Genomic DNA, 19189 nt, shown 5'->3' with positions numbered 1-19189 from the left:
CAGTGTTTTCTGGCGTGTCGCCGGGAAAGGTAACGCCAGCCTTTCTTATTGTGAAGTGATTTCTGCCGCCAGATCCTATGAAATTTCCTACAGATGTACAGCTTTTGTTAATAAAAGGTCACAAAAGCGGTAAAAGGATCACTTAACTGTGCAAACTGACAAGGTGACAGCGGTCAAATCAGCACATCCCAGCGCCGCCAGGGTGGCACGGGTGGCGTCATGCTGGCTGAGCGTGGCCCCCTGACATTCCGCCAGCACCGCCTGCTGCACGCTATCCAGCGCTTCGTTGTGCATATTCAGCAGAATCAAGGCTGCCTGTAGTGGGGGCAGGCTGGGGTTGAATGCGGCATTTTCCGCATAGCGCCCGGTAAAAATCTGCCCGCTACGGCTGCGCAGTGCCACTCCGCTGTAGCTGTGGCTGTAGGGGGCATGGCTGTGATTGGCAGCCTCAATGGCAGCCTGTTGCAGGGTATCTCCCTGCGAGCTAAAGCCATGATTGACCGGGGTCAGCAGCCGTTCAGCAATATTCAAATCCGCCGGACCGAAGGCATCCGGCAGATAATCGCCCAGCGTGCTGACAGCACGGCCTGGCAGGCTGATGCGAATGGCGGTGCCGCTGTTCAGCTCGTTCATAAACTGGCGGCAGTGACCGCACGGCGTGTAATTGACGGTGATAGTCTCCAGCTGCGTTTCACCCCGCAGCCAGGCGTGGGTGATCGCGCTTTGTTCCGCGTGCACCGTCTGCTGTAAAGGTGCACCGCGGAATTCCATATTGGCACCGAAATACCAGTTGCCGCTGCTGCCACGCGCAATGGCACCGACGTTAAAATTTGAAACCGGCGCGACGGCACAAGACGCAGCCAGTGGCAGCAAGGCGAGGGCGAGGGCATCAGCTTCCAGCGCGGTAGCCTGCTGTAACTGCGTCACTTCATTGGCCTGCAGGACACCATGAAAATCGGCGGCATCCATAATGGGTTGCAACGCCTGTTGCAGATTGACCGGCAGGGCAGAGAAAGCGGAAGTGAATCTTGGATGCATGATGGCCTCGTTAACACGTCAGCGGCGGTGCGCCGCCTGAAGGGTTATATGTGATCTGTATCGCTCTGACAATGTAAGCCGTCTTGCTTGTTTCAACTTTGCGAGATCTCTCGCAAGTTTACCCGAACCAGTGCATGAGAACCGGGTAGAGAAACGGTGCCAGTAGCGAGGTAATAATGCCGCAAATCACCAGCGCCAGAGAACTGAACGCCCCTTCCTGATAATCAATCTCTGCGGCGCGCGCGGTGCCCAGCGCATGCGAGGCATTACCAATCGCTAATCCGCGTGATGCTTTGCTTTTTATCTGCAACAGATTGAGCAGCATATGGCCGAATACCGCACCCAGTACACCCGCAATCAGCACACAAATGGCGCTGATTGCCGGGATACCGTGCATTGAGGCCGAAACCGCCATGGCAATCGGCGTCGTGACCGACTTCGGCATGATGGTGGCGGCAATCTCAGGGGTTGCACCCAGCCATAAGGCGATGGCCGTGCCGGAAATCATCGCCGTGATGCTGCCAATAAAACAGACGCTGATAATGGTTTTCCAGCGGGCGCGGATTTGATGCATCTGCTCATACAGCGGCAGCGCCAGCGCCACCACGGCAGGTTGCAGTAGCTGATTGAGCAGCGCGCTGCCAGCAAAATAGCGGGCATAGGGCATGTGCGTCAGCAGCAAAATCGGGATGACAATCGCCATCGCCACCAGTAACGGGTTAACGATGGAAATTTTGATTTTTGCTGCAAACTTACGGGCGAGGAAATAGGCCAGCAGCGTCAGTGGCAGGGACCACCAGATATCACTCATTTCCTGGCTCCTTTGGCACGCCAGGGCGCTGCATCCGCTTGGCGCTCAGCCCAACCACCACCAGCACCAGGAAGGTACTGATCAGGCAGGAAACCACGATAGGACCGAATTGCGCGGTCAGGATATCGGTATAACTCATTACTCCGACGCTGATCGGCACAAATAGCAGCGCCATATAGCGAATCAGCAAATGACAGCCGGGTTTGACCCAGTCCACGGGCAGGATTTGCAGCGCCAGCAGCATAAACAACAGCAGCATGCCGATGATGCTACCGGGAATGTTAATAGGAAGCAGGGTAGAAATGCCGATTCCGGCATAAAGAGCAGCGTAAATGATGACAAAGGCGCGCAAATAGCGCCAGCTTACAGACAGCACGGTGGGCATGACAGGCTCCTGTTTTCATAGGGCTTCATCATACGCATTAAGCGCTTAGCGTGCTAGCGGTCACGTTATTGTGGGATGTCGCGGCTGGGGCACCATTGAAAACGGCGCGATAAATCGCGCCGCTGGTTCTTGTTGACCCGGTTGCTTATTTCACCGGCATCCCAGGCTGTGCACCGCTATCCACGGACAGCACAAACAGGTCTTTGCCGCCAGGACCCGCTGACAGCACCATGCCTTCCGATACCCCGAAGCGCATTTTACGCGGTGCCAGGTTCGCGACAATGATAGTCATCTTGCCGACCAGCACTGACGGATCCGGATAGGCCGCACGAATGCCAGAGAAGATCTGGCGCTTCTCGCCGCCCAAATCCAGCTCCAGGCGCAGCAGCTTGTCTGAGCCTTCCACCAGCTCCGCTTTTTCGATCAGCGCCACGCGCATATCGACTTTGGCAAAATCATCGATGGTGATGGCGTCGCCAATCGGTGCGTCAGCCAGAGGGCCGGTCGCCGCAGGCTTGTTAGCGGCGGCAGCATCTTCTTTCGATGCCTCAACCAGCGCGTCCACTTTGGTCATCTCAATGCGGCCATACAATGCTTTGAACGGCGCAACGCTATGATCCAGCAGCGGCTGCTGGATAGCATCCCAGCTCAGTTCGCTTTGCAGGAAAGCTTCAGCGCGAGCGCTCAGGGACGGTAATACCGGCTTCAGCCAGGTCATCAGTACGCGGAACAGGTTGATACCCATTGAGCAGATGGCTTGCAGGTCGGCATCACGGCCTTCCTGTTTCGCCACCACCCACGGTGCCTGTTCATCCACATAACGGTTGGCGAGATCCGCCAGCGCCATGATTTCACGGATGGCACGGTTGTATTCACGGCTGGCCCAGGCTTCACCGATCTTCTCCGAGGCATCGACAAAGGTCTGATACAGCGCCGGATCGGCCAGCTCGGACGACAGTTTGCCGTCAAAGCGTTTGGTCAGGAAGCCAGCGTTACGCGACGCCAGGTTGACCACTTTGTTGACGATGTCCGCATTCACGCGCTGCACGAAATCTTCCAGGTTCAGGTCGATATCATCGATACGTGAAGAGAGTTTCGCCGCGTAGTAATAACGCAGGCTGTCGGCATCCAGATGCTGCAACCAGGTGCTGGCTTTGATAAAGGTGCCGCGTGATTTCGACATCTTCGCGCCATTAACCGTCACATAACCGTGCACAAACAGATTGGTCGGCTTACGGAACTGGCTACCTTCCAGCATGGCTGGCCAGAACAGGCTGTGGAAATAGACGATGTCTTTACCGATAAAGTGATACAGCTCGGTGGTGGAATCTTTCTTCCAGAACTCGTCGAAATCGATATTGCCGCGCTTGTCACACAAGTTTTTAAACGAACCCATGTAGCCGATTGGCGCATCCAGCCACACGTAGAAGTATTTGCCCGGCGCACCCGGAATTTCGAAGCCGAAGTAGGGCGCATCACGTGAGATATCCCACTGTTGCAGGCCGGATTCGAACCACTCCTGCATCTTGTTCGCCACCTGTTCCTGCAACGCACCAGAACGCGTCCACGCCTGCAGCATTTCACTGAAGGAAGGCAGATCGAAGAAGAAGTGCTCGGAATCACGCATTACAGGCGTCGCGCCAGAAACCACGGATTTCGGTTCGATCAACTCGGTCGGGCTGTAAGTGGCACCACAGACTTCACAGTTGTCGCCATATTGATCCGGAGATTTACATTTCGGGCAGGTACCTTTAACGAAGCGATCGGGCAGGAACATGCCTTTTTCCGGATCGTACAGCTGAGAAATGGTGCGATTTTTAATGAAACCGTTCTCTTTCAGACGGCCATAAATCAGCTCCGACAGCTGGCGGTTTTCGTCGCCGTGCGTCGAGTGGTAGTTGTCATAGCTGATGTCGAAGCCCGCGAAATCAGTCTCGTGCTCCTGCTTCATCTCAGCAATCATCTGCTCAGGCGCAATGCCGAGTTGCTGCGCTTTCAGCATGATCGGTGTGCCGTGCGCGTCGTCGGCGCAGATGAAGTAAACCTGATTGCCACGCATTCGCTGGTAACGCACCCAAATGTCTGCCTGGATATGCTCGAGCATGTGGCCGAGATGGATTGAACCGTTCGCGTAAGGCAGCGCGCACGTTACCAGAATTTTTTTAGCGACTTGAGTCATAGTTTGCGTAGCTTTCTGTAAATGAAAAATCGGGCTTAAGATGGTAACCGAAGCACTCTCTGGCGTAAACACAACCTGACAGCCACGTCACTTTATGCCCTATCTGATATTATTGAAAACACACCGCTGAAATTCAGCGTCAGAATAAAGAGTAAGGAGCGGGGATGACTTCACAATCCCGGGAACAACATTCACCCGAAGCCTTGCGCGCCGTGGTGATAGGCGTGCTGAGTGGCTTTGAACATCCGACACTGAAGCACAATCTTACGACACTGAAAGCCTTGCGCCATGTCGCGTTGCTGGATGACAAACTGCATCTGGAACTGGTGATGCCCTTCGCCTGGGCCAGTGCGTTTGAAGAATTGAAAGCACAAACCAGCAGCGAGCTGCTGCGTCTGACGCAGGCGCGTGCCATTGACTGGCGGTTGCGCCACGATATCGCCACCCTGAAGCGGGTGAAAAACCATCCTGGCGTCAATGGTGTGAAAAACATCATTGCAGTCAGTTCCGGTAAAGGGGGCGTGGGCAAATCCAGTACCGCGGTGAATATGGCGCTGGCGCTGGTGGCGGAAGGGGCGCGCGTCGGGATTCTCGACGCTGACATCTATGGACCGTCGATTCCCAACATGCTCGGTACGGAAAATCAGCGTCCCACTTCGCCGGATGGCACCCATATGGCCCCGATTATGGCGCACGGGCTGGCGACCAACTCCATTGGTTATCTGGTGACTGACGATAACGCGATGGTGTGGCGTGGCCCTATGGCCAGCAAGGCCCTGATGCAGCTACTCAATGAAACCATGTGGCCGGACCTGGATTATCTGGTGCTGGATATGCCGCCCGGCACCGGTGATATCCAGCTGACGCTGGCGCAAAATATCCCGGTGACCGGCGCGCTGGTGGTGACGACGCCGCAGGACATCGCGTTGATTGATGCGCGTAAAGGTATCGTTATGTTCGAGAAGGTCAACGTACCGGTGCTGGGTGTGGTGGAAAATATGAGCATCCACATCTGTAGCGAATGTGGTCATCATGAGCCGATCTTTGGTACCGGTGGGGCGCAGAAACTGGCGGAAGATTATAACACCCGTCTGCTGGCACAGCTGCCGCTGCATATTAATCTGCGCGAAGATCTGGATGATGGTGAGCCAACGGTGATTCGTCGGCCTGACAGTGAATTCACCGTGATGTATCGTGAGCTGGCCGGGCGCGTGGCGTCGCAGCTTTACTGGCATGGGGAAGTGATCCCCGACGATATCGCCTTCCGCGCGGTTTAACCGACTGATTATCCGCTGGCGCGCGCCGTCAGCGGATAGTGCATCAACAGGTATTTCCCCTGATCGCTTTCACCCTGCGCCACCTTTTGCCAGCCGTGCTTGAGATAAAAGGTTTGCGCAGGTTGGTTGAGCAACAGGCATTTCAACGCTCCGGTGCTGGTAAACCGCGCCTGTACCGCATCCAGTAGCGCACTGCCCACTCCCTGGCCCTGAAAATCGGGGGCGACATACAGGCTGTGCAGGAAATTATCATTATCGAGCACACCGGCAAACCCGACGCGATGGCCGTCAATCTCCGCCACCAGCACGGTCTCACCGATGATCACCCGATCAAAATCCTCCAGTTGCCAGTCATCACTGTCGAGCCAGGTCCAGTTGGTGCGTCGCGCCGCAAGGAACAGCGTACGCAGAAAAGGTCGGTCAGCTTCCTGAAACAATCGAATATGCACTGATGAACTCCAGCAGTCGGTTCACTCAAAAGTAGCAGTTCCGGCGCAAAAAGATAAACCACGTTAAATCAGGGTAGTTTCTGTGTAGAATGCCGCGGCAGGCCGCAGCAATCGGGCCTTGTCGCGTTTGATAGCTTTTGTTTATCTAATTGATAACGGCTGCATATTAGATGTTGGCCCGAAAATTATGTAACCTGCATCACATCTTTTAACGGAGGTCACCCGATGTCTATCATTAATACCAAAATTAAACCGTTCAAAAACGCAGCATTCAAAAACGGCGAATTTATCGACGTAACCGAGAAAGACGTTGAGGGTAAATGGAGTGTTTTCTTCTTCTACCCAGCTGACTTTACCTTCGTATGCCCTACCGAACTGGGCGACGTGGCTGATCATCACGAAGAATTCCAGAAACTGGGCGTAGATATCTACTCTGTTTCTACTGACACCCACTTTACCCACAAAGCTTGGCACGGTTCTTCTGAAACCATCGCTAAAATCAAATATGCGATGATCGGCGACCCGACTGGTGCACTGACCCGTAACTTTGAAATCATGCGTGAAGCTGAAGGCCTGGCCGATCGTGGTACTTTCATCGTTGACCCGGAAGGTATCATCCAGGCTATCGAAATCACTGCTGAAGGCATTGGCCGTGACGCCTCTGACCTGCTGCGTAAAGTGAAAGCGGCTCAGTACGTTGCTTCTCACCCAGGTGAAGTTTGCCCGGCTAAATGGCAGGAAGGCGACGCGACTCTGGCTCCATCACTGGACCTGGTTGGCAAAATCTAAGCCACCACGCAGCCCTTCGATGTTTCTCCAATCGGGTGCTACGGCACCCGATTTTTCGACCAGCAACAGGAACTCATTATGCTCGACACCAACTTAAAAACCCAACTCAAGGCTTACCTTGAGAAATTAACGAAACCGGTTGAGTTAATTGCCACACTGGATGATGGCGCCAAATCCGCAGAGATTCGGACCCTGCTGGCTGATATCGCGACTCTGTCTGACAAAGTCAGCTTCCGCGAAGAGAATGATCGTCCGGTGCGTAAGCCTTCATTTCTGATTACCAACCCTGGCAGCCACAGCGGCCCGCGTTTTGCCGGTTCGCCAATGGGCCATGAATTTACTTCACTGGTACTGGCACTGTTGCAGACCGGTGGACACCCTTCGAAAGAAGCGCAAAGCCTGCTGGAGCAAGTGGCTCAGCTTGAAGGCGAGTTCCATTTCGAAACTTATTATTCTCTGTCATGCCACAACTGTCCGGATGTGGTTCAGGCGTTGAACCTGATGGCCATCCTCAATCCAAACGTCAGCCATACGGCGATTGACGGTGGCATGTTCCAGAACGAAATTACCGAACGTAACGTGATGGGCGTTCCGGCGGTCTATCTGAACGGCAAAGAGTTTGGTCAGGGCCGTATGAGCCTGGCGGAAATCGTCGGTAAAGTGGACACCAACGCGGACAAACGTGCGGCGGAAGAACTGAATAAACGTGATGCATACGAAGTGCTGATCGTCGGTAGCGGCCCGGCGGGTGCAGCTGCAGCGATTTACTCGGCACGTAAAGGTATTCGTACCGGTCTGATGGGTGAGCGTTTTGGTGGCCAGGTACTGGATACCGTGGACATTGAAAACTACATCTCCGTACCGAAAACCGAAGGTGCGAAGCTGGCTGGCTCACTGCGTGCCCACGTTGATGATTACGATGTTGATGTGATTGATACCCAGAGCGCGATCAAACTGATCCCGGCAGCCAAAGAGGGCGGTCTGCATGCGATTGAAACCGCTTCTGGCGCGGTGCTGAAATCACGCAGCATCATCCTGGCGACCGGAGCTCGCTGGCGCAATATGGGTGTGCCGGGTGAAGAAGAGTATCGCACCAAAGGCGTCACCTATTGCCCGCACTGTGACGGTCCGCTGTTTAAAGGTAAGCGCACGGCAGTTATCGGTGGCGGTAACTCGGGTGTTGAAGCGGCCATCGACCTGGCGGGTATCGTTGAGCACGTCACCCTGCTGGAATTCGCCAGCGAAATGCGTGCTGACAAGGTATTGCAGGACAAATTGCGTAGCCTGAAAAACGTGGATGTGATCCTTAACGCACAGACCACAGAAGTGAAAGGCGATGGCAGCAAAGTGACCGGCCTGGTTTATACCGATCGCACCAACCAGAATAGCCATGAAATCGCGCTGAGCGGCATCTTTGTACAGATCGGCCTGCTGCCAAATACCACCTGGCTGGAAGGTGCTGTTGAGCGCAACCGCATGGGTGAGATCATCATTGATGCGAAATGCGAAACCAGCCTGAAAGGCGTGTTCGCGGCGGGTGACTGCACCACGGTACCGTACAAGCAGATCATCATTGCCAGCGGTGAAGGTGCCAAAGCCTCACTGAGTGCGTTTGATTACTTGATCCGCACCAACCTGGCTGAATAATTTTGTTGCGATAGCCACGCAAACGCCCTGCAACCTGTGTTGCAGGGCTTTTTTTTGCACGTCAGTACCCGGCCAGCGTCATCAGCATCATCCATACCGGGGTGGTTACCGCCGCAAACAGCGTGGAAAACAACATACTGGCCGCAGCCGGGCCGGTCAGCACCTGAAATTTTTGCGACATCAGGTAGACATTGACGCCCACCGCCATCGATCCCAGCAACACCACCACTTTACTTTCCAGCGCCGGTAAATCGGTCAGCCAGGCGATCGCCCAGATGCACATCGGCTGCACAATCAGCTTCAGCAGGCAGATGCTGTAACTCTCCTTCAGACCATCACGCACCCGATAGTGCGCCAGGCTCATGCCAAGCGTCACCAGCGACAGCGGTGCAGCAATGGAGCCGAGCAGATCAATGGGGTGTGCCGCAATCAGCGGCAGCGGTCGTTGCAGGAAACTCCAGGCCGTACCACTCAGGATGCCGATAATCAGCGGGTTTTTCAGTACGCTAATCAGCGTGCGGCCAAGCCCCTGCACCGAGAAGCTGCCATGCTTTGACCACTCCACCGACACTGTCAGCAGGGTCCAGAGGATCAGGCTATTAAACACCAGCACCAGCGCCACCGATGGCAGCGCCTGCTCACCCAGCAACACGGTGGCAATCGGAATGCCCAGCATCACGTTGTTGGAAAAAATACCGCCCAGCGCAAACACAGATCCAGCAATACTTTCCAGCCGGAACACTTTTGCTGCGATCACGCGTCCGGCAATAAACACCAGCAAGCAGCTGCCAAAAAATGCCAGCAGCAGACGAAAATCCACCGGCGGGCTTTTGTAGAAATCACTCATCACATCAAACAGCATGCAGGGCAGGGCCACATTGAACACAAAACGGTTCATCCCTTCACTGATACTGGCGGGCCATTTGCCAAAACGCGTCAGGCAATAACCGAGAAAAATAAGAATAAATAATGGGGCTGAGAGGTAAATCTGGTGACTCAATGTGGTTAATAGATCAGGCATCGCAGTGATATGGGCAAGAGGTTAATAGGGGCAGATTACCACGCCATAACATCTCTGCAACATACAATCCGCTGATATCTGTCTGATTATCCTAACCAGCGGCGTGCTTCCGCATCACTGATATCACGGTAATAAACCCGATGAATACGCTCGCCGCATCCTTTGCAATGTGCCTGGACATGCGTGGAATGGTAGTGACGACCAGAGGGGGAAACTGCGCCTTTACGTGAGATCTGAATATTGCGCCATTTATGTGCATGCGGAATAAAACTGAGTAATTTTAATTTCATTGTGTCTGCCGGATTTAATTATATTCTTCAGGTCCGGAATGAAATTAGGCCGTTTTTTACCCGCTCATAGTTTGATATTAATCAAGCAACAGTGATGTTGCTCTCATTTTGAATTTATTTATTAATTTCAAATAAAAAAGCGCGCAGGGGACTCAGCCTGCGCGCAATATAATTTGATTTACCCGGTCTTATTATATTAACGCTAATAACTATTTTGAGTTATTTGTTGCGCCACCTCCTTTTTTGCCATTCAACATCCGGGATGTTATTTGCGCTGAATCAGTTATGACGATTGAGTGCGTCAGTGGTCTGAAATGATCCAGCGCAATTTATTCGATTACAGGCTTTCGCTGCGGCTCACTCTTTTTCCATCCAGACTCAGGCTACGCACCATCACCTTATCGCCTGTGGCAATGGTCGGCTGTGCCTGTGGGTGATAGTCAATCCAGCTGTTGCCATTATCCAGGCTGTATTGCAGCGGCAGACCCGGCAGGGCGATGTTCATTTCCAGCCTGCCAGCATTGATGCGCGCGCCAGGGACAGGGAGACGGTAATGGATACCGGCTTTATCCAGTTTGCCCAGTTCGCGCTGGCCCAGCAGATTGGCAAAACGCTGCCAGTCGCCAGTGAGCTGTGCCTGGTTGACATGGTGGGTTTCACCGCCTTTAAAGCTGCGGCCCTGCTGATAATCCAGCTCCCAACTGGCGCGATGCCAGCCACGTTCAGCAACCGCTAACAGACGCGGGAAAATCATATATTCCATCTGCTGATCGGTGCGCACGGTTTCGCTCCACAGCTGGGCAGAGAGGCCATATGCGCCACCCCACGGCTTGTCCGACGTTGTGGCGAAAGGATTGCCATCGCGATCGACTGAGGTCTCAGCATTTTGCGGCAGGTTATCCGGTGCGAAGCTGAACATTTTGCGCTCATCACTAAAACGTGTCCCCCAGTAATAGCCGCGTTCCAGCGGGTTGACCTCATAGGGAAAGTCCATGTAGACGTAATCTGGATTGGAGATCACCACATCGTAATCTTTTTGTGTCCAGTCATTGGCGCTGTCGAAACCGCCCCAGTACAAGGTGTCCCAGAAGTTAACGCGGGTGCGTGAGGTGGCGAACGCATGGGCGTTGGTGGCATCTTTCAAACCATCCTGCCACGCCTGCATCACCGGAATACCATGCGCTTTCACCAACTGGCTGACTTCCAGCGCAAAGTGGCTTGGCAAATGTTCCAGGTCCTGCACTTTGCCGGATTTCACCAATGCCTGGCAGACCTGTGATTTAGCCCAGGGCTTGTCTTGTTGGCTTTGATCGAGAATACCTTTGCCTGCCTCAGGATTTTTTATATCGGTGTAACCTGCGCCAAGACGAATATTTTTCGCTTCGTCACCACCAAAGTGCCAGGTCGTCAGCGGCTGACCGGCTTCGCGGTGCATGCGTTGAATTTCACCTATCACTTTGTCAACAAAACGTTGTGAGGAGTCGAGGCAGGGATTGAGATAGCTGGTACGATCATACAGCTGTACCGACGTGGTATTGGAGGTGTCCGTCGGATCAACCAGGCGGAATTCGCTCGCCGCGCGCGGTTTGCCTGCTGCCATCAGTCGGTTATAGCGAGCTTCCATCGAGATGACGGCGGCACGGGCGTGGGCAGGCATATCGATTTCCGGAATCACTTCAATATTGCGTGCTTTAGCATACTTCAGGATTTCAATGTAATCAGCGCGGCTGAAATACCCACTGCCATGATTATCGCTAAACGGGCCGGAACCCAACTGTGGCACCAGGCATTGTTGTTCGCTCAGGTCGTGACAGCGCTTGCTCCCGACATTGGTCAGTTCCGGCAGACCGGGGATTTCGATGCGCCAGCCTTCATCGTCGCTGAGATGGAAGTGGAATTTGTTCATCTTCCATGCGGCCATCTGGTCCAGCATCCGCAATACTGCCTGTTTGCTGTGGAAGTTACGTGCCACATCAAGGAAAGCCCCGCGATAGGCAAAACGCGGCGCATCCTGTGCTTCCAGCGTGGCAATAACCGGTTTGCCCTCGGCGGGTACCAGCGAGAGCAGCGACATCAGGCCGTAGTACGCGCCAGCCGCATCATAACCCACGATATCGGTGCCACGAGGGGTAATGCGTAGCTGGTAAGCGCCAGATACCGCTTCTGCGCCGTGGAACCGGCGAGAGTCAATGTGGGTTGCGATGCCATAGCCCTGTGGATCTGGCGGGATCCCCAGCAGGGCAAAACGCTGCTGCACGGCATTAGCCTGGTCCGCTGGCAGAGCATTGAGATGCAATACCACGCCCTTGCTCAGATCGACATCAGCTGCATGGATGTGGACCGAACGTGGCGTCGGAGTAATTTGCCCACGCAGGGTGGCTGCCGGTAGCAATTTGATATCGGCATTTTTGGCGAAACGGCTGTTGGGTTGCATCAGCACATTCTTATCATCAGCCACACGCTTCCACTGGTCGCCAAAGGCCTGGACGAAGTCAGTTAAATTTTCCGTGTCGGTGCTGCTGATAATTTTTGGCGATGCCCCTTCTGCGGTGACGTACCAGCGCGGCATCACATCGGTGATAAACAGCTGCCAGTATTCGTTAACGATAGGGATCTCGACAGTGGCACCCGCGGCAAAGCCGGTGAATTTGTCTGTGGGTTCCAGGCGGGTTAAGTCGCCGACGACATGGGTCATCTTAAACTGGTCGCTATCGACGCGCAGGGTCTCATGCACGTTGCTCATATAAATCGCCCAGTTTTTACTGGTGATGGCCGGGCCATGGTTGGTCAGCCTGATGGTGGCGCGATTGCAGGAAGCCCAGTCAGCGCCGAGTTGGGCGCAATCCACGCCGTGGCTGGCGGCCTGATTATCGGTTACCTGGTATTGCACGCCAAACTGGCTGATTTGATCCACCACCTCTTGCTGGGTTTGTGGTACCGATTTGCAGGCACCGAGCGCGATAACGCTCAATGCCAGAAGGCTTAATTTCAATTTTTTCATGCTGTTATCCTTATGCGCGGATGAATTCTGGCTCCAGCCAGCTCAGGGTCAAAAGAGGGTAAAGGGCGCGATGACCATAAATTTGATGTCTTTCTCGTCCTGGAAGATGTTGCCGTAGCCACCGCTGTAGCTGGGCAGATTGCTGTGGTTGTCATACTGGGTGTAATGCAGTTTGAACTGGGTGCCTTTGGCGCGTGTTTCCTGCAGGGTATAAACCAGGTCAAGACTCCACGCGGATTCCGTCAGGCGTTGCTGCTGGTTGTAGATGGGATTCGTGGAGGGTTTTGCATCCCAGCCATAGGCATAAGATCCACCCGCCTGCCAGCCGGGTAATTGCCAGTGGCCAAGATCAACCATAACGCCGGCAAACACCGCTTTCTCGCCGTTGGCGTTCCAGTCAGAGCGTGAATCCCACCATACATCCATGCGGCCATTCGAGCTGGCATAGGATGGCGTCATACGTTGCAGGAAAAAGCCCTGATTACCTTCGGCTTTGACCCAGGTTCCTTCGAGGCGGAAATCAAAAGCGCCCAGGGTGTAACCCAGCGTCATGGCCTGTAGCCAGGCTAAACCGTCATAGACATGGTTAACGTTCTCGGTACCGCCGCTTTCGCGATCTTTGGCCCCGTAAAATTGATAGCTGGTACGCAGCGGTGACCCGGCCAGCGGCAGCTGATATGAGGCTTTGGCAAAATACTGATCCATGTAATTTGCTGCCTGGCCATATGCGCCTTCCAGGATGAAGTCGTTTTTAAAGTCATACTTCGCACCGAAGGATTGCAACCAGGGAATGCCCGTTTCGCCGTCCGCTTTGCGGAAGTTGTACATGTTCTGATACCACGGGGCTTTGTACTGATCGGTCCACATCCAGGAGAAGGAAAGCGCGCCGCTGTCAGCAAAGTCGAAGGTGGTTCCCGCTTCGACGCCCCGGTAGGTACCTGGCAGGAAGCTCCAGTGCGGTGCCAGCAGCGTCTGGCCAGTTGGTTGCAAATAACCAGCACGCAGCCAGTTATCCTGCCATTTGGTTTTCAGTGCAGCCTTGTACAGGCTGGCCCCACTCTTATCACCGGTCCATTTTTCATCCCAGCGTGTGCGGGCATCGCTGAAGCCGATTTCATTGGGGGCGGCCGGGCCGCTGTTGGTCAGCTCCAGCGCACCAAAAGCGGCGAGATCGAGACCAATAAAATTCGCCAGATAGCCGGAAGAGAAGTCCAGGCTGGCATTGGCAGAAGCATGGTGCAGGTTGGCATCATATTGGCCGTACTTGCCATGCTGCGGATCCATCTCTTTACGATCGCGCTGGCGTTGCCAATAGAAAATAGAACCGCTGAGAGATGAGTCATCAACAAAACCTGCCGCCAGTGCGGGGGTGCAGGGAATCAATGCCGTGACAGCCAGAATGGAAGCAATAGCAGTAGCCAGTGGCGTGCGAAGAGTCCGGTTCATGGTAAATCCTCCGTGATAATTCCTGTGGTAATGATGTTTGGTGAAACTGTTACCTCATGTAACAAGTGGTGTGATGTTATTTTTCGCGACGCGAATTATCAATAGCATTTTTTGCAAATTATGACGTGACGCGCAAAACACAGGATCTCAGGTTTTGACAGGATGGCTACTTTCATCCATTTGATTTTTAATTAAATAAAGATATTTCAGGTCAGGGAGAGGATGTTCTTATCGTGATGAATCCCTTGATGAAACCACGGGGCGAACAGGTGAAATGGCATTGCGAAACGGGGCAGGTTAAGAGGTGGTCGGCACAGGTCCTTCTTTACAAAGCAGGGAGTTCATGAATCCAAAGATAAAAATTTTCTTATCGATGATAATTATGACTTGTTGTACTTTGGTGTAGTTTCTATACCTTGATCTCGATGAGGAATTTGCCTAGGATTTTCGCCGGTAGCCAGCACTGTTGTGGCTGCTGATCTGAAGGGGGCGTTATGCCACGTAATTTACCTCAGGAGCTGTAAAATGACTGATGCTTTGAAGAAAAGACAACCTGAAGACAAACGCGTTATTCGTCTCAGTGAAACCTGGGAAGTCGAATATTGGACTAAAACCCTGGATGTTTCCGTCGCACAATTACGAACCGCAGTCGCAAACGTGGGTAAAGATAGTCAGAAAGTTAAGCAGTATCTCGGTAAGTAGGTGTCCATTCTGCCTGGAAACCCCGCTCTGCGGGGTTTACTACATCAAATAACGGATTAAAGGATAGGGAATTATCGGGATGATAATAGGCGAACAGAAAAAACCAGATATTGAAGAAGGAACGCTGCGTCTGATGACTTTGGGGGAAATTGCTATGGCACAGAAGGTATTTGGTCATAGTATTGCCTATAATCGAGTCTGGATTCATTGTGACAGTTACCTTCCCTTTGGACTGCAAAATCCTGACTATGCTATGACTCCTAACGGTGAGATATGGTTCAGGAAAAAAATTTACAGCTCGGATTTTTCATCTTCCTTAGTAAATATGGTTGATAAATGGGTTTTCATTCATGAGTTAGGTCATGTATGGCAGCATCAGCACGGGCAATGGGTCCGCTTGCGAGGGACTTTTAGCTGGGCTGCAAATTATACCTACGATTTAGACAAAGAGAAATTAACGGATTATTCGCTTGAGCAGCAGGCGTCAATCATTGCTGATTATTGGTTATTGTTGGTTTATGGAATTGAACAGTGGTATTTCTACCAAAGGCCTTCGCGTTTTGGAAAATACCGGGGTAAACAACCCTTAAAAGATGTTCCAGCGCTTTATAAAAAAATTGTGACAGGCAAGGGAGCGTAAGTGTATAAAAATTATTTAATAATAGCGGCAGCCGCTCTGCTTTCAGGCTGTCCCGGGCCGGGCGATAGAATTCCACCGAAAGAGCCTGCTAATGTCGCGATAAGAGATAACCAGGTTTGTATTACCGCACCAATCCGAACGGGGGAATATGTTTCTGCGGTACAGATATCAGATGGAGAAGATAATCATCTTCTCAGGACATTAGCCAAAAAACCTGTGTATGTAACCAATGGACAATGTCTGCCAACGTTTGGTTATGATTTCAAACGGAACCATACCTATACTGCCTATTACACGATTGAAAAAAACGATATTGATAGTGGGCGTTACCTTTCCGTTGTGTTTTCAACATTGAATGGTCTGCAGCAGATTAGCCCACCAGCTGGACGCTAACGTTAATCATCATCGGATTTACCTGGATTTTAGCGCTTGTTTGTCGGGCTTTCTGCTGGCATTATCCTGTTCATGAGTTAATGAGGAACATTAACGCAACCTTTTGATTTTAAATGACTCGGGGTGCCCTCTTAAACGGGGCTGAGATACACCCGCTGACCTGATCTGGATAATGCCAGCGTAGGGAAGTCAGATGCCTGACCGCATTCGCCTTCTTGATCGCCGGTTGGGAGCCTTATGAAACAGCCTGACCTTCTCTCCACAGCGCAACTCGCGCAATCTCTTCAGTTACTCCGTCAGCATATGCCGCTGGTGCATTGCATGACCAATGACGTCGTACAAACCTTTACCGCGAATGTCCTGCTGGCGCTGCGTGCTTCCCCTGCCATGGTGATCGAGGCAGATGAAGCCGCACAGTTCAGCGGTTTCGCCGATGCGTTGCTGATTAATGTCGGCACCCTGACGCGCGATCGTCGTGATGCGATGCAGGCCGCCGTCACCGCAGCCAACCGGGCGGGGACGCCCTGGACGCTCGATCCGGTAGCGGTCGGCGCGTTAACGTTTCGCACCGAATTTTGTCAGCAGTTGCTAAGCCAGCAGCCCGCGGCTATTCGTGGCAATGCCTCAGAAATCCTGGCGCTGGCGAATCAGGCGGCAGGCGGGCGTGGTGTGGATAGCCTGCATCAGGCCGACGCGGCAATCAGTGCCGCACAGCAACTGGCGCGAGATTATCACAGTATCGTCGCGGTCACTGGCGAAGTGGATTATGTCACTGACGGCCACAACATCCTGGCTATTCCCGGCGGCAGCCCGTTAATGACGCGTGTGGTGGGCACCGGTTGCGCACTATCGGCCGTGGTAGCGGGCTTTGCCAGCCTGCCGGGTGAGCGTCTGCAACATGTGGCGGCGGCTTGTCGCGTGATGTCGCTGGCGGGTGAAAGGGCAGCGCGTCAGGTGCAGGGGCCAGGGAGTTTTGTGGCCACTTTCCTTGATGAGCTGTGGACGCTGGAGGTGACGCCATGAAACGCATCAATGCATTAACCATCGCAGGCACCGATCCCAGCGGTGGTGCGGGAATCCAGGCCGATCTTAAAGCGTTTTCGGCGCTGGGCGCCTATGGCACCAGCGTGATCACCGCATTGGTGGCGCAGAACACCTGTGGCGTGCAATCGGTGTATCGCATCGAGCCGGATTTTGTCGGTGCGCAACTGGATTCGGTACTCGACGATGTGCGTATCGACAGCGCTAAAATCGGCATGCTGGCGGAAACGGCAGTGGTGGAAATCGTCGCGGCGAAGCTGAAGCGTGCCAGCCTGCCGTTTGTGGTGCTGGATACGGTGATGATTGCCAAAAGCGGCGACGCGTTGTTGTCACCGGACGCCATCGACAGTATCCGTGAACTGCTGCTGCCGCAGGTTTCCCTGATTACGCCAAATTTACCGGAAGCGGCGGCGTTGCTTGGACGGAGCATGGCGCAGGATGAAGCCACCATGCTCCAACAGGGCGATGCGTTGCTTGATCTCGGGTGTGAAGCGGTACTGATGAAGGGAGGACATCTGAGCGATGCCGAGAGTCCTGACTGGCTGATCACCCGTAGCGGACGCCAGCGCTTTACCGCGCCGCGCGTCAATACCCGCAATACGCATGGCACCGGCTGTTCGTTGTCAGCGGCGCTGGCGGCGCTGCGTCCACGGCATGACAGCTGGTCCGCCACGGTGACGGAAGCCAAAGCATGGCTGCAACAGGCGCTGATCCATGCGGATTCGCTGGAGGTCGGCAAAGGTATTGGGCCGGTGCACCATTTCCATCGCTGGTGGTAGGGCGTAACGCTGGATTGCCGTTTTTTGCCTGCGCATCTGTCTGAAAAATGGAGTCAGCAATTTGCCAGCCTGGCGGATTTGGGTCCAGGCTGTTGGGGGCGAATCGGCAGGTGCCGGTTCCAATCCAGCCATTTATTCAGGAGTCAGCATGACGGACATCGTTCAGTTATTGGGCAAAGAAGCGGACAGTCTTCTTCAACATCGCTGCATGACCATTCCAGCGGAAAGCCTTTATTTACCGGGCGCGGATTATGTTGATCGCGTAATGACGGACAACAATCGTTCTCCTGTCGTGTTACGTAATATGCAAACCTTGTACAACACCGGCCGTCTGGCGGGCACCGGTTATCTGTCGATTCTGCCGGTTGATCAGGGAGTGGAGCACTCAGCAGGTGCTTCCTTTGCTGCCAATCCGCACTACTTCGACCCGAAAAATATCGTGGAGCTGGCGATTGAAGCGGGCTGCAACTGCGTCGCGTCCACCTATGGGGTGCTGGCTTCGGTTGCGCGCCGTTACGCGCACAGGATTCCCTTTATGGTGAAACTGAACCATAACGAGACGCTGAGCTATCCAACCCAGTACGACCAGACCCTGTACGCCAGCGTGGAGCAGGCGTTCAATATGGGAGCCATCGCGGTCGGTGCAACTATCTACTTCGGCTCCGAACAGTCTCGCCGCCAGATTGAAGAGATTTCCGTCGCGTTTGAACGCGCCCATGAGCTGGGCATGGTGACGGTGCTGTGGGCCTATCTGCGTAATAATGGCTTTAAGAAAGATGGCGTGGATTATCATGCCAGCGCCGATTTAACCGGCCAGGCCAACCATCTTGCCGCGACCATTGGTGCGGACATTGTGAAGCAGAAAATGGCGGAAAATAACGGGGGTTACACCGCAGTCAACTTCGGTCACACCGATGAGCGTGTCTACAGCAAGCTGACCACGGAAAACCCGATTGACCTGGTGCGTTATCAACTGGCGAACTGCTATATGGGGCGCGCCGGGTTGATTAACTCAGGTGGGGCAGCCGCCGGGGCGACCGATGTGGCCGAGTCAGTGCGTACGGCGGTGATTAACAAACGCGCGGGCGGCATGGGACTGATTCTGGGACGCAAAGCATTTAAGAAATCGCTGAAGGAAGGCGTGGAGCTGATTAACGCGGTGCAGGATGTTTATCTGGCGAAAGACGTGACCATCGCCTGATTAAACCTGGCTTGCTTGCCATTTCGCCTCCGGGCAGTGCTCACCGCTGGTCACATACTGAGGTATGCTCCCAGCGTCTGCGCGCTGGCCGGACGCGAAC

The 19189-nt window shown here is 53.8% G+C and carries 18 protein-coding genes and 1 riboswitch; of the genes, 9 read left to right on the top strand and 9 right to left on the bottom strand.

Annotation, left to right across the window (positions count from 1 at the left end; all coding sequences use genetic code 11):
• Nucleotides 1-138: 138 nt before the first annotated feature.
• From cdd to metG, 4 genes are all read right to left on the bottom strand, one after another.
• Entirely contained in the window at nt 139-1038 is a 900-nt protein-coding gene (cdd, locus tag HA50_RS13055) for a cytidine deaminase (protein ID WP_084876041.1), read from the bottom strand.
• Between the two features lie 118 nt (nt 1039-1156).
• Nucleotides 1157-1849, bottom strand: coding sequence for a CidB/LrgB family autolysis modulator (locus tag HA50_RS13050; RefSeq protein WP_084876040.1), 693 nt, complete (start codon nt 1847-1849; stop codon nt 1157-1159).
• Nucleotides 1842-2234, bottom strand: a complete 393-nt coding sequence (locus HA50_RS13045; RefSeq protein ID WP_084876039.1) for a CidA/LrgA family protein — start codon at nt 2232-2234, stop codon at nt 1842-1844. The genes HA50_RS13050 and HA50_RS13045 overlap by 8 nt, the downstream gene beginning before the upstream one ends.
• A 145-nt stretch (nt 2235-2379) precedes the next feature.
• The gene (gene metG, locus HA50_RS13040; RefSeq protein WP_084876038.1) at nt 2380-4413 is read right to left on the bottom strand and encodes a methionine--tRNA ligase; all 2034 of its coding nucleotides are present in this window, start codon (nt 4411-4413) and stop codon (nt 2380-2382) included.
• 164 nt (nt 4414-4577) lie between these two features.
• Between metG and apbC the strand changes: the two genes are divergently transcribed.
• A complete protein-coding gene (gene apbC, locus HA50_RS13035; protein ID WP_084876037.1) occupies nt 4578-5690 on the top strand; it encodes an iron-sulfur cluster carrier protein ApbC in 1113 nt (370 codons plus the stop codon).
• Between the two features lie 8 nt (nt 5691-5698).
• Here the strand turns inward: apbC and HA50_RS13030 are convergent, their stop codons facing one another.
• Entirely contained in the window at nt 5699-6139 is a 441-nt protein-coding gene (locus HA50_RS13030; RefSeq protein WP_084876036.1) for a GNAT family N-acetyltransferase, read from the bottom strand.
• Nucleotides 6140-6364: 225 nt separating this feature from the next.
• Between HA50_RS13030 and ahpC the strand changes: the two genes are divergently transcribed.
• A complete protein-coding gene (gene ahpC / locus HA50_RS13025; protein WP_013509781.1) occupies nt 6365-6928 on the top strand; it encodes an alkyl hydroperoxide reductase subunit C in 564 nt (187 codons plus the stop codon).
• A gap of 78 nt (nt 6929-7006) precedes the next feature.
• A complete protein-coding gene (gene ahpF, locus HA50_RS13020; RefSeq protein ID WP_084876035.1) occupies nt 7007-8575 on the top strand; it encodes an alkyl hydroperoxide reductase subunit F in 1569 nt (522 codons plus the stop codon).
• Between the two features lie 61 nt (nt 8576-8636).
• Here the strand turns inward: ahpF and HA50_RS13015 are convergent, their stop codons facing one another.
• The 4 genes from HA50_RS13015 to chiP form a co-directional block, all read right to left on the bottom strand.
• Nucleotides 8637-9596 carry an AEC family transporter gene (locus HA50_RS13015; RefSeq protein ID WP_084876034.1) on the bottom strand — a complete coding sequence of 320 codons (960 nt, stop codon included), beginning with the start codon at nt 9594-9596 and terminating at the stop codon, nt 8637-8639.
• Between the two features lie 86 nt (nt 9597-9682).
• The gene (locus tag HA50_RS13010; protein ID WP_084876033.1) at nt 9683-9886 is read right to left on the bottom strand and encodes a hypothetical protein; all 204 of its coding nucleotides are present in this window, start codon (nt 9884-9886) and stop codon (nt 9683-9685) included.
• A 337-nt stretch (nt 9887-10223) separates the two neighbouring features.
• On the bottom strand, nt 10224-12887 hold the full coding sequence (locus HA50_RS13005; protein WP_084876032.1) for a beta-N-acetylhexosaminidase: 2664 nt from the start codon (nt 12885-12887) through the stop codon (nt 10224-10226).
• A gap of 48 nt (nt 12888-12935) precedes the next feature.
• Nucleotides 12936-14333 (bottom strand): chitoporin ChiP, encoded by a 1398-nt coding sequence (gene chiP, locus HA50_RS13000; RefSeq protein WP_084876031.1) that lies wholly within the window; start codon nt 14331-14333, stop codon nt 12936-12938.
• 525 nt (nt 14334-14858) lie between these two features.
• Here chiP and HA50_RS12995 point away from each other — a divergent pair.
• The 6 genes from HA50_RS12995 (at nt 14859) to fbaB (ending at nt 19089) form a co-directional block, all read left to right on the top strand.
• Nucleotides 14859-15035 (top strand): DUF3606 domain-containing protein, encoded by a 177-nt coding sequence (locus tag HA50_RS12995; protein ID WP_084876030.1) that lies wholly within the window; start codon nt 14859-14861, stop codon nt 15033-15035.
• Between the two features lie 79 nt (nt 15036-15114).
• Nucleotides 15115-15675 (top strand): type IV secretion protein Rhs, encoded by a 561-nt coding sequence (locus HA50_RS12990; RefSeq protein ID WP_244193581.1) that lies wholly within the window; start codon nt 15115-15117, stop codon nt 15673-15675.
• Nucleotides 15676-16068, top strand: coding sequence for a putative T6SS immunity periplasmic lipoprotein (locus HA50_RS31090; RefSeq protein ID WP_139810931.1), 393 nt, complete (start codon nt 15676-15678; stop codon nt 16066-16068).
• Nucleotides 16069-16177: 109 nt separating this feature from the next.
• Nucleotides 16178-16272, top strand: a riboswitch (TPP riboswitch).
• A gap of 33 nt (nt 16273-16305) precedes the next feature.
• Complete coding sequence (gene thiM / locus HA50_RS12985; protein ID WP_084876029.1) at nt 16306-17091, top strand: hydroxyethylthiazole kinase; 786 nt, start codon at nt 16306-16308, stop codon at nt 17089-17091.
• Complete coding sequence (gene thiD / locus HA50_RS12980; protein ID WP_084876028.1) at nt 17088-17888, top strand: bifunctional hydroxymethylpyrimidine kinase/phosphomethylpyrimidine kinase; 801 nt, start codon at nt 17088-17090, stop codon at nt 17886-17888. The genes thiM and thiD overlap by 4 nt, the downstream gene beginning before the upstream one ends.
• A gap of 148 nt (nt 17889-18036) precedes the next feature.
• Complete coding sequence (gene fbaB, locus HA50_RS12975; RefSeq protein ID WP_084876027.1) at nt 18037-19089, top strand: class I fructose-bisphosphate aldolase; 1053 nt, start codon at nt 18037-18039, stop codon at nt 19087-19089.
• Nucleotides 19090-19189 lie beyond the last annotated feature (100 nt).

Origin of the sequence: Pantoea cypripedii (genome assembly GCF_002095535.1) — a bacterium.
GTDB classification, from domain to species: domain Bacteria; phylum Pseudomonadota; class Gammaproteobacteria; order Enterobacterales; family Enterobacteriaceae; genus Pantoea; species Pantoea cypripedii.
Note: the sequence above shows the minus strand (reverse complement) of the source record. Positions and strands in the feature narration are given on the sequence as shown.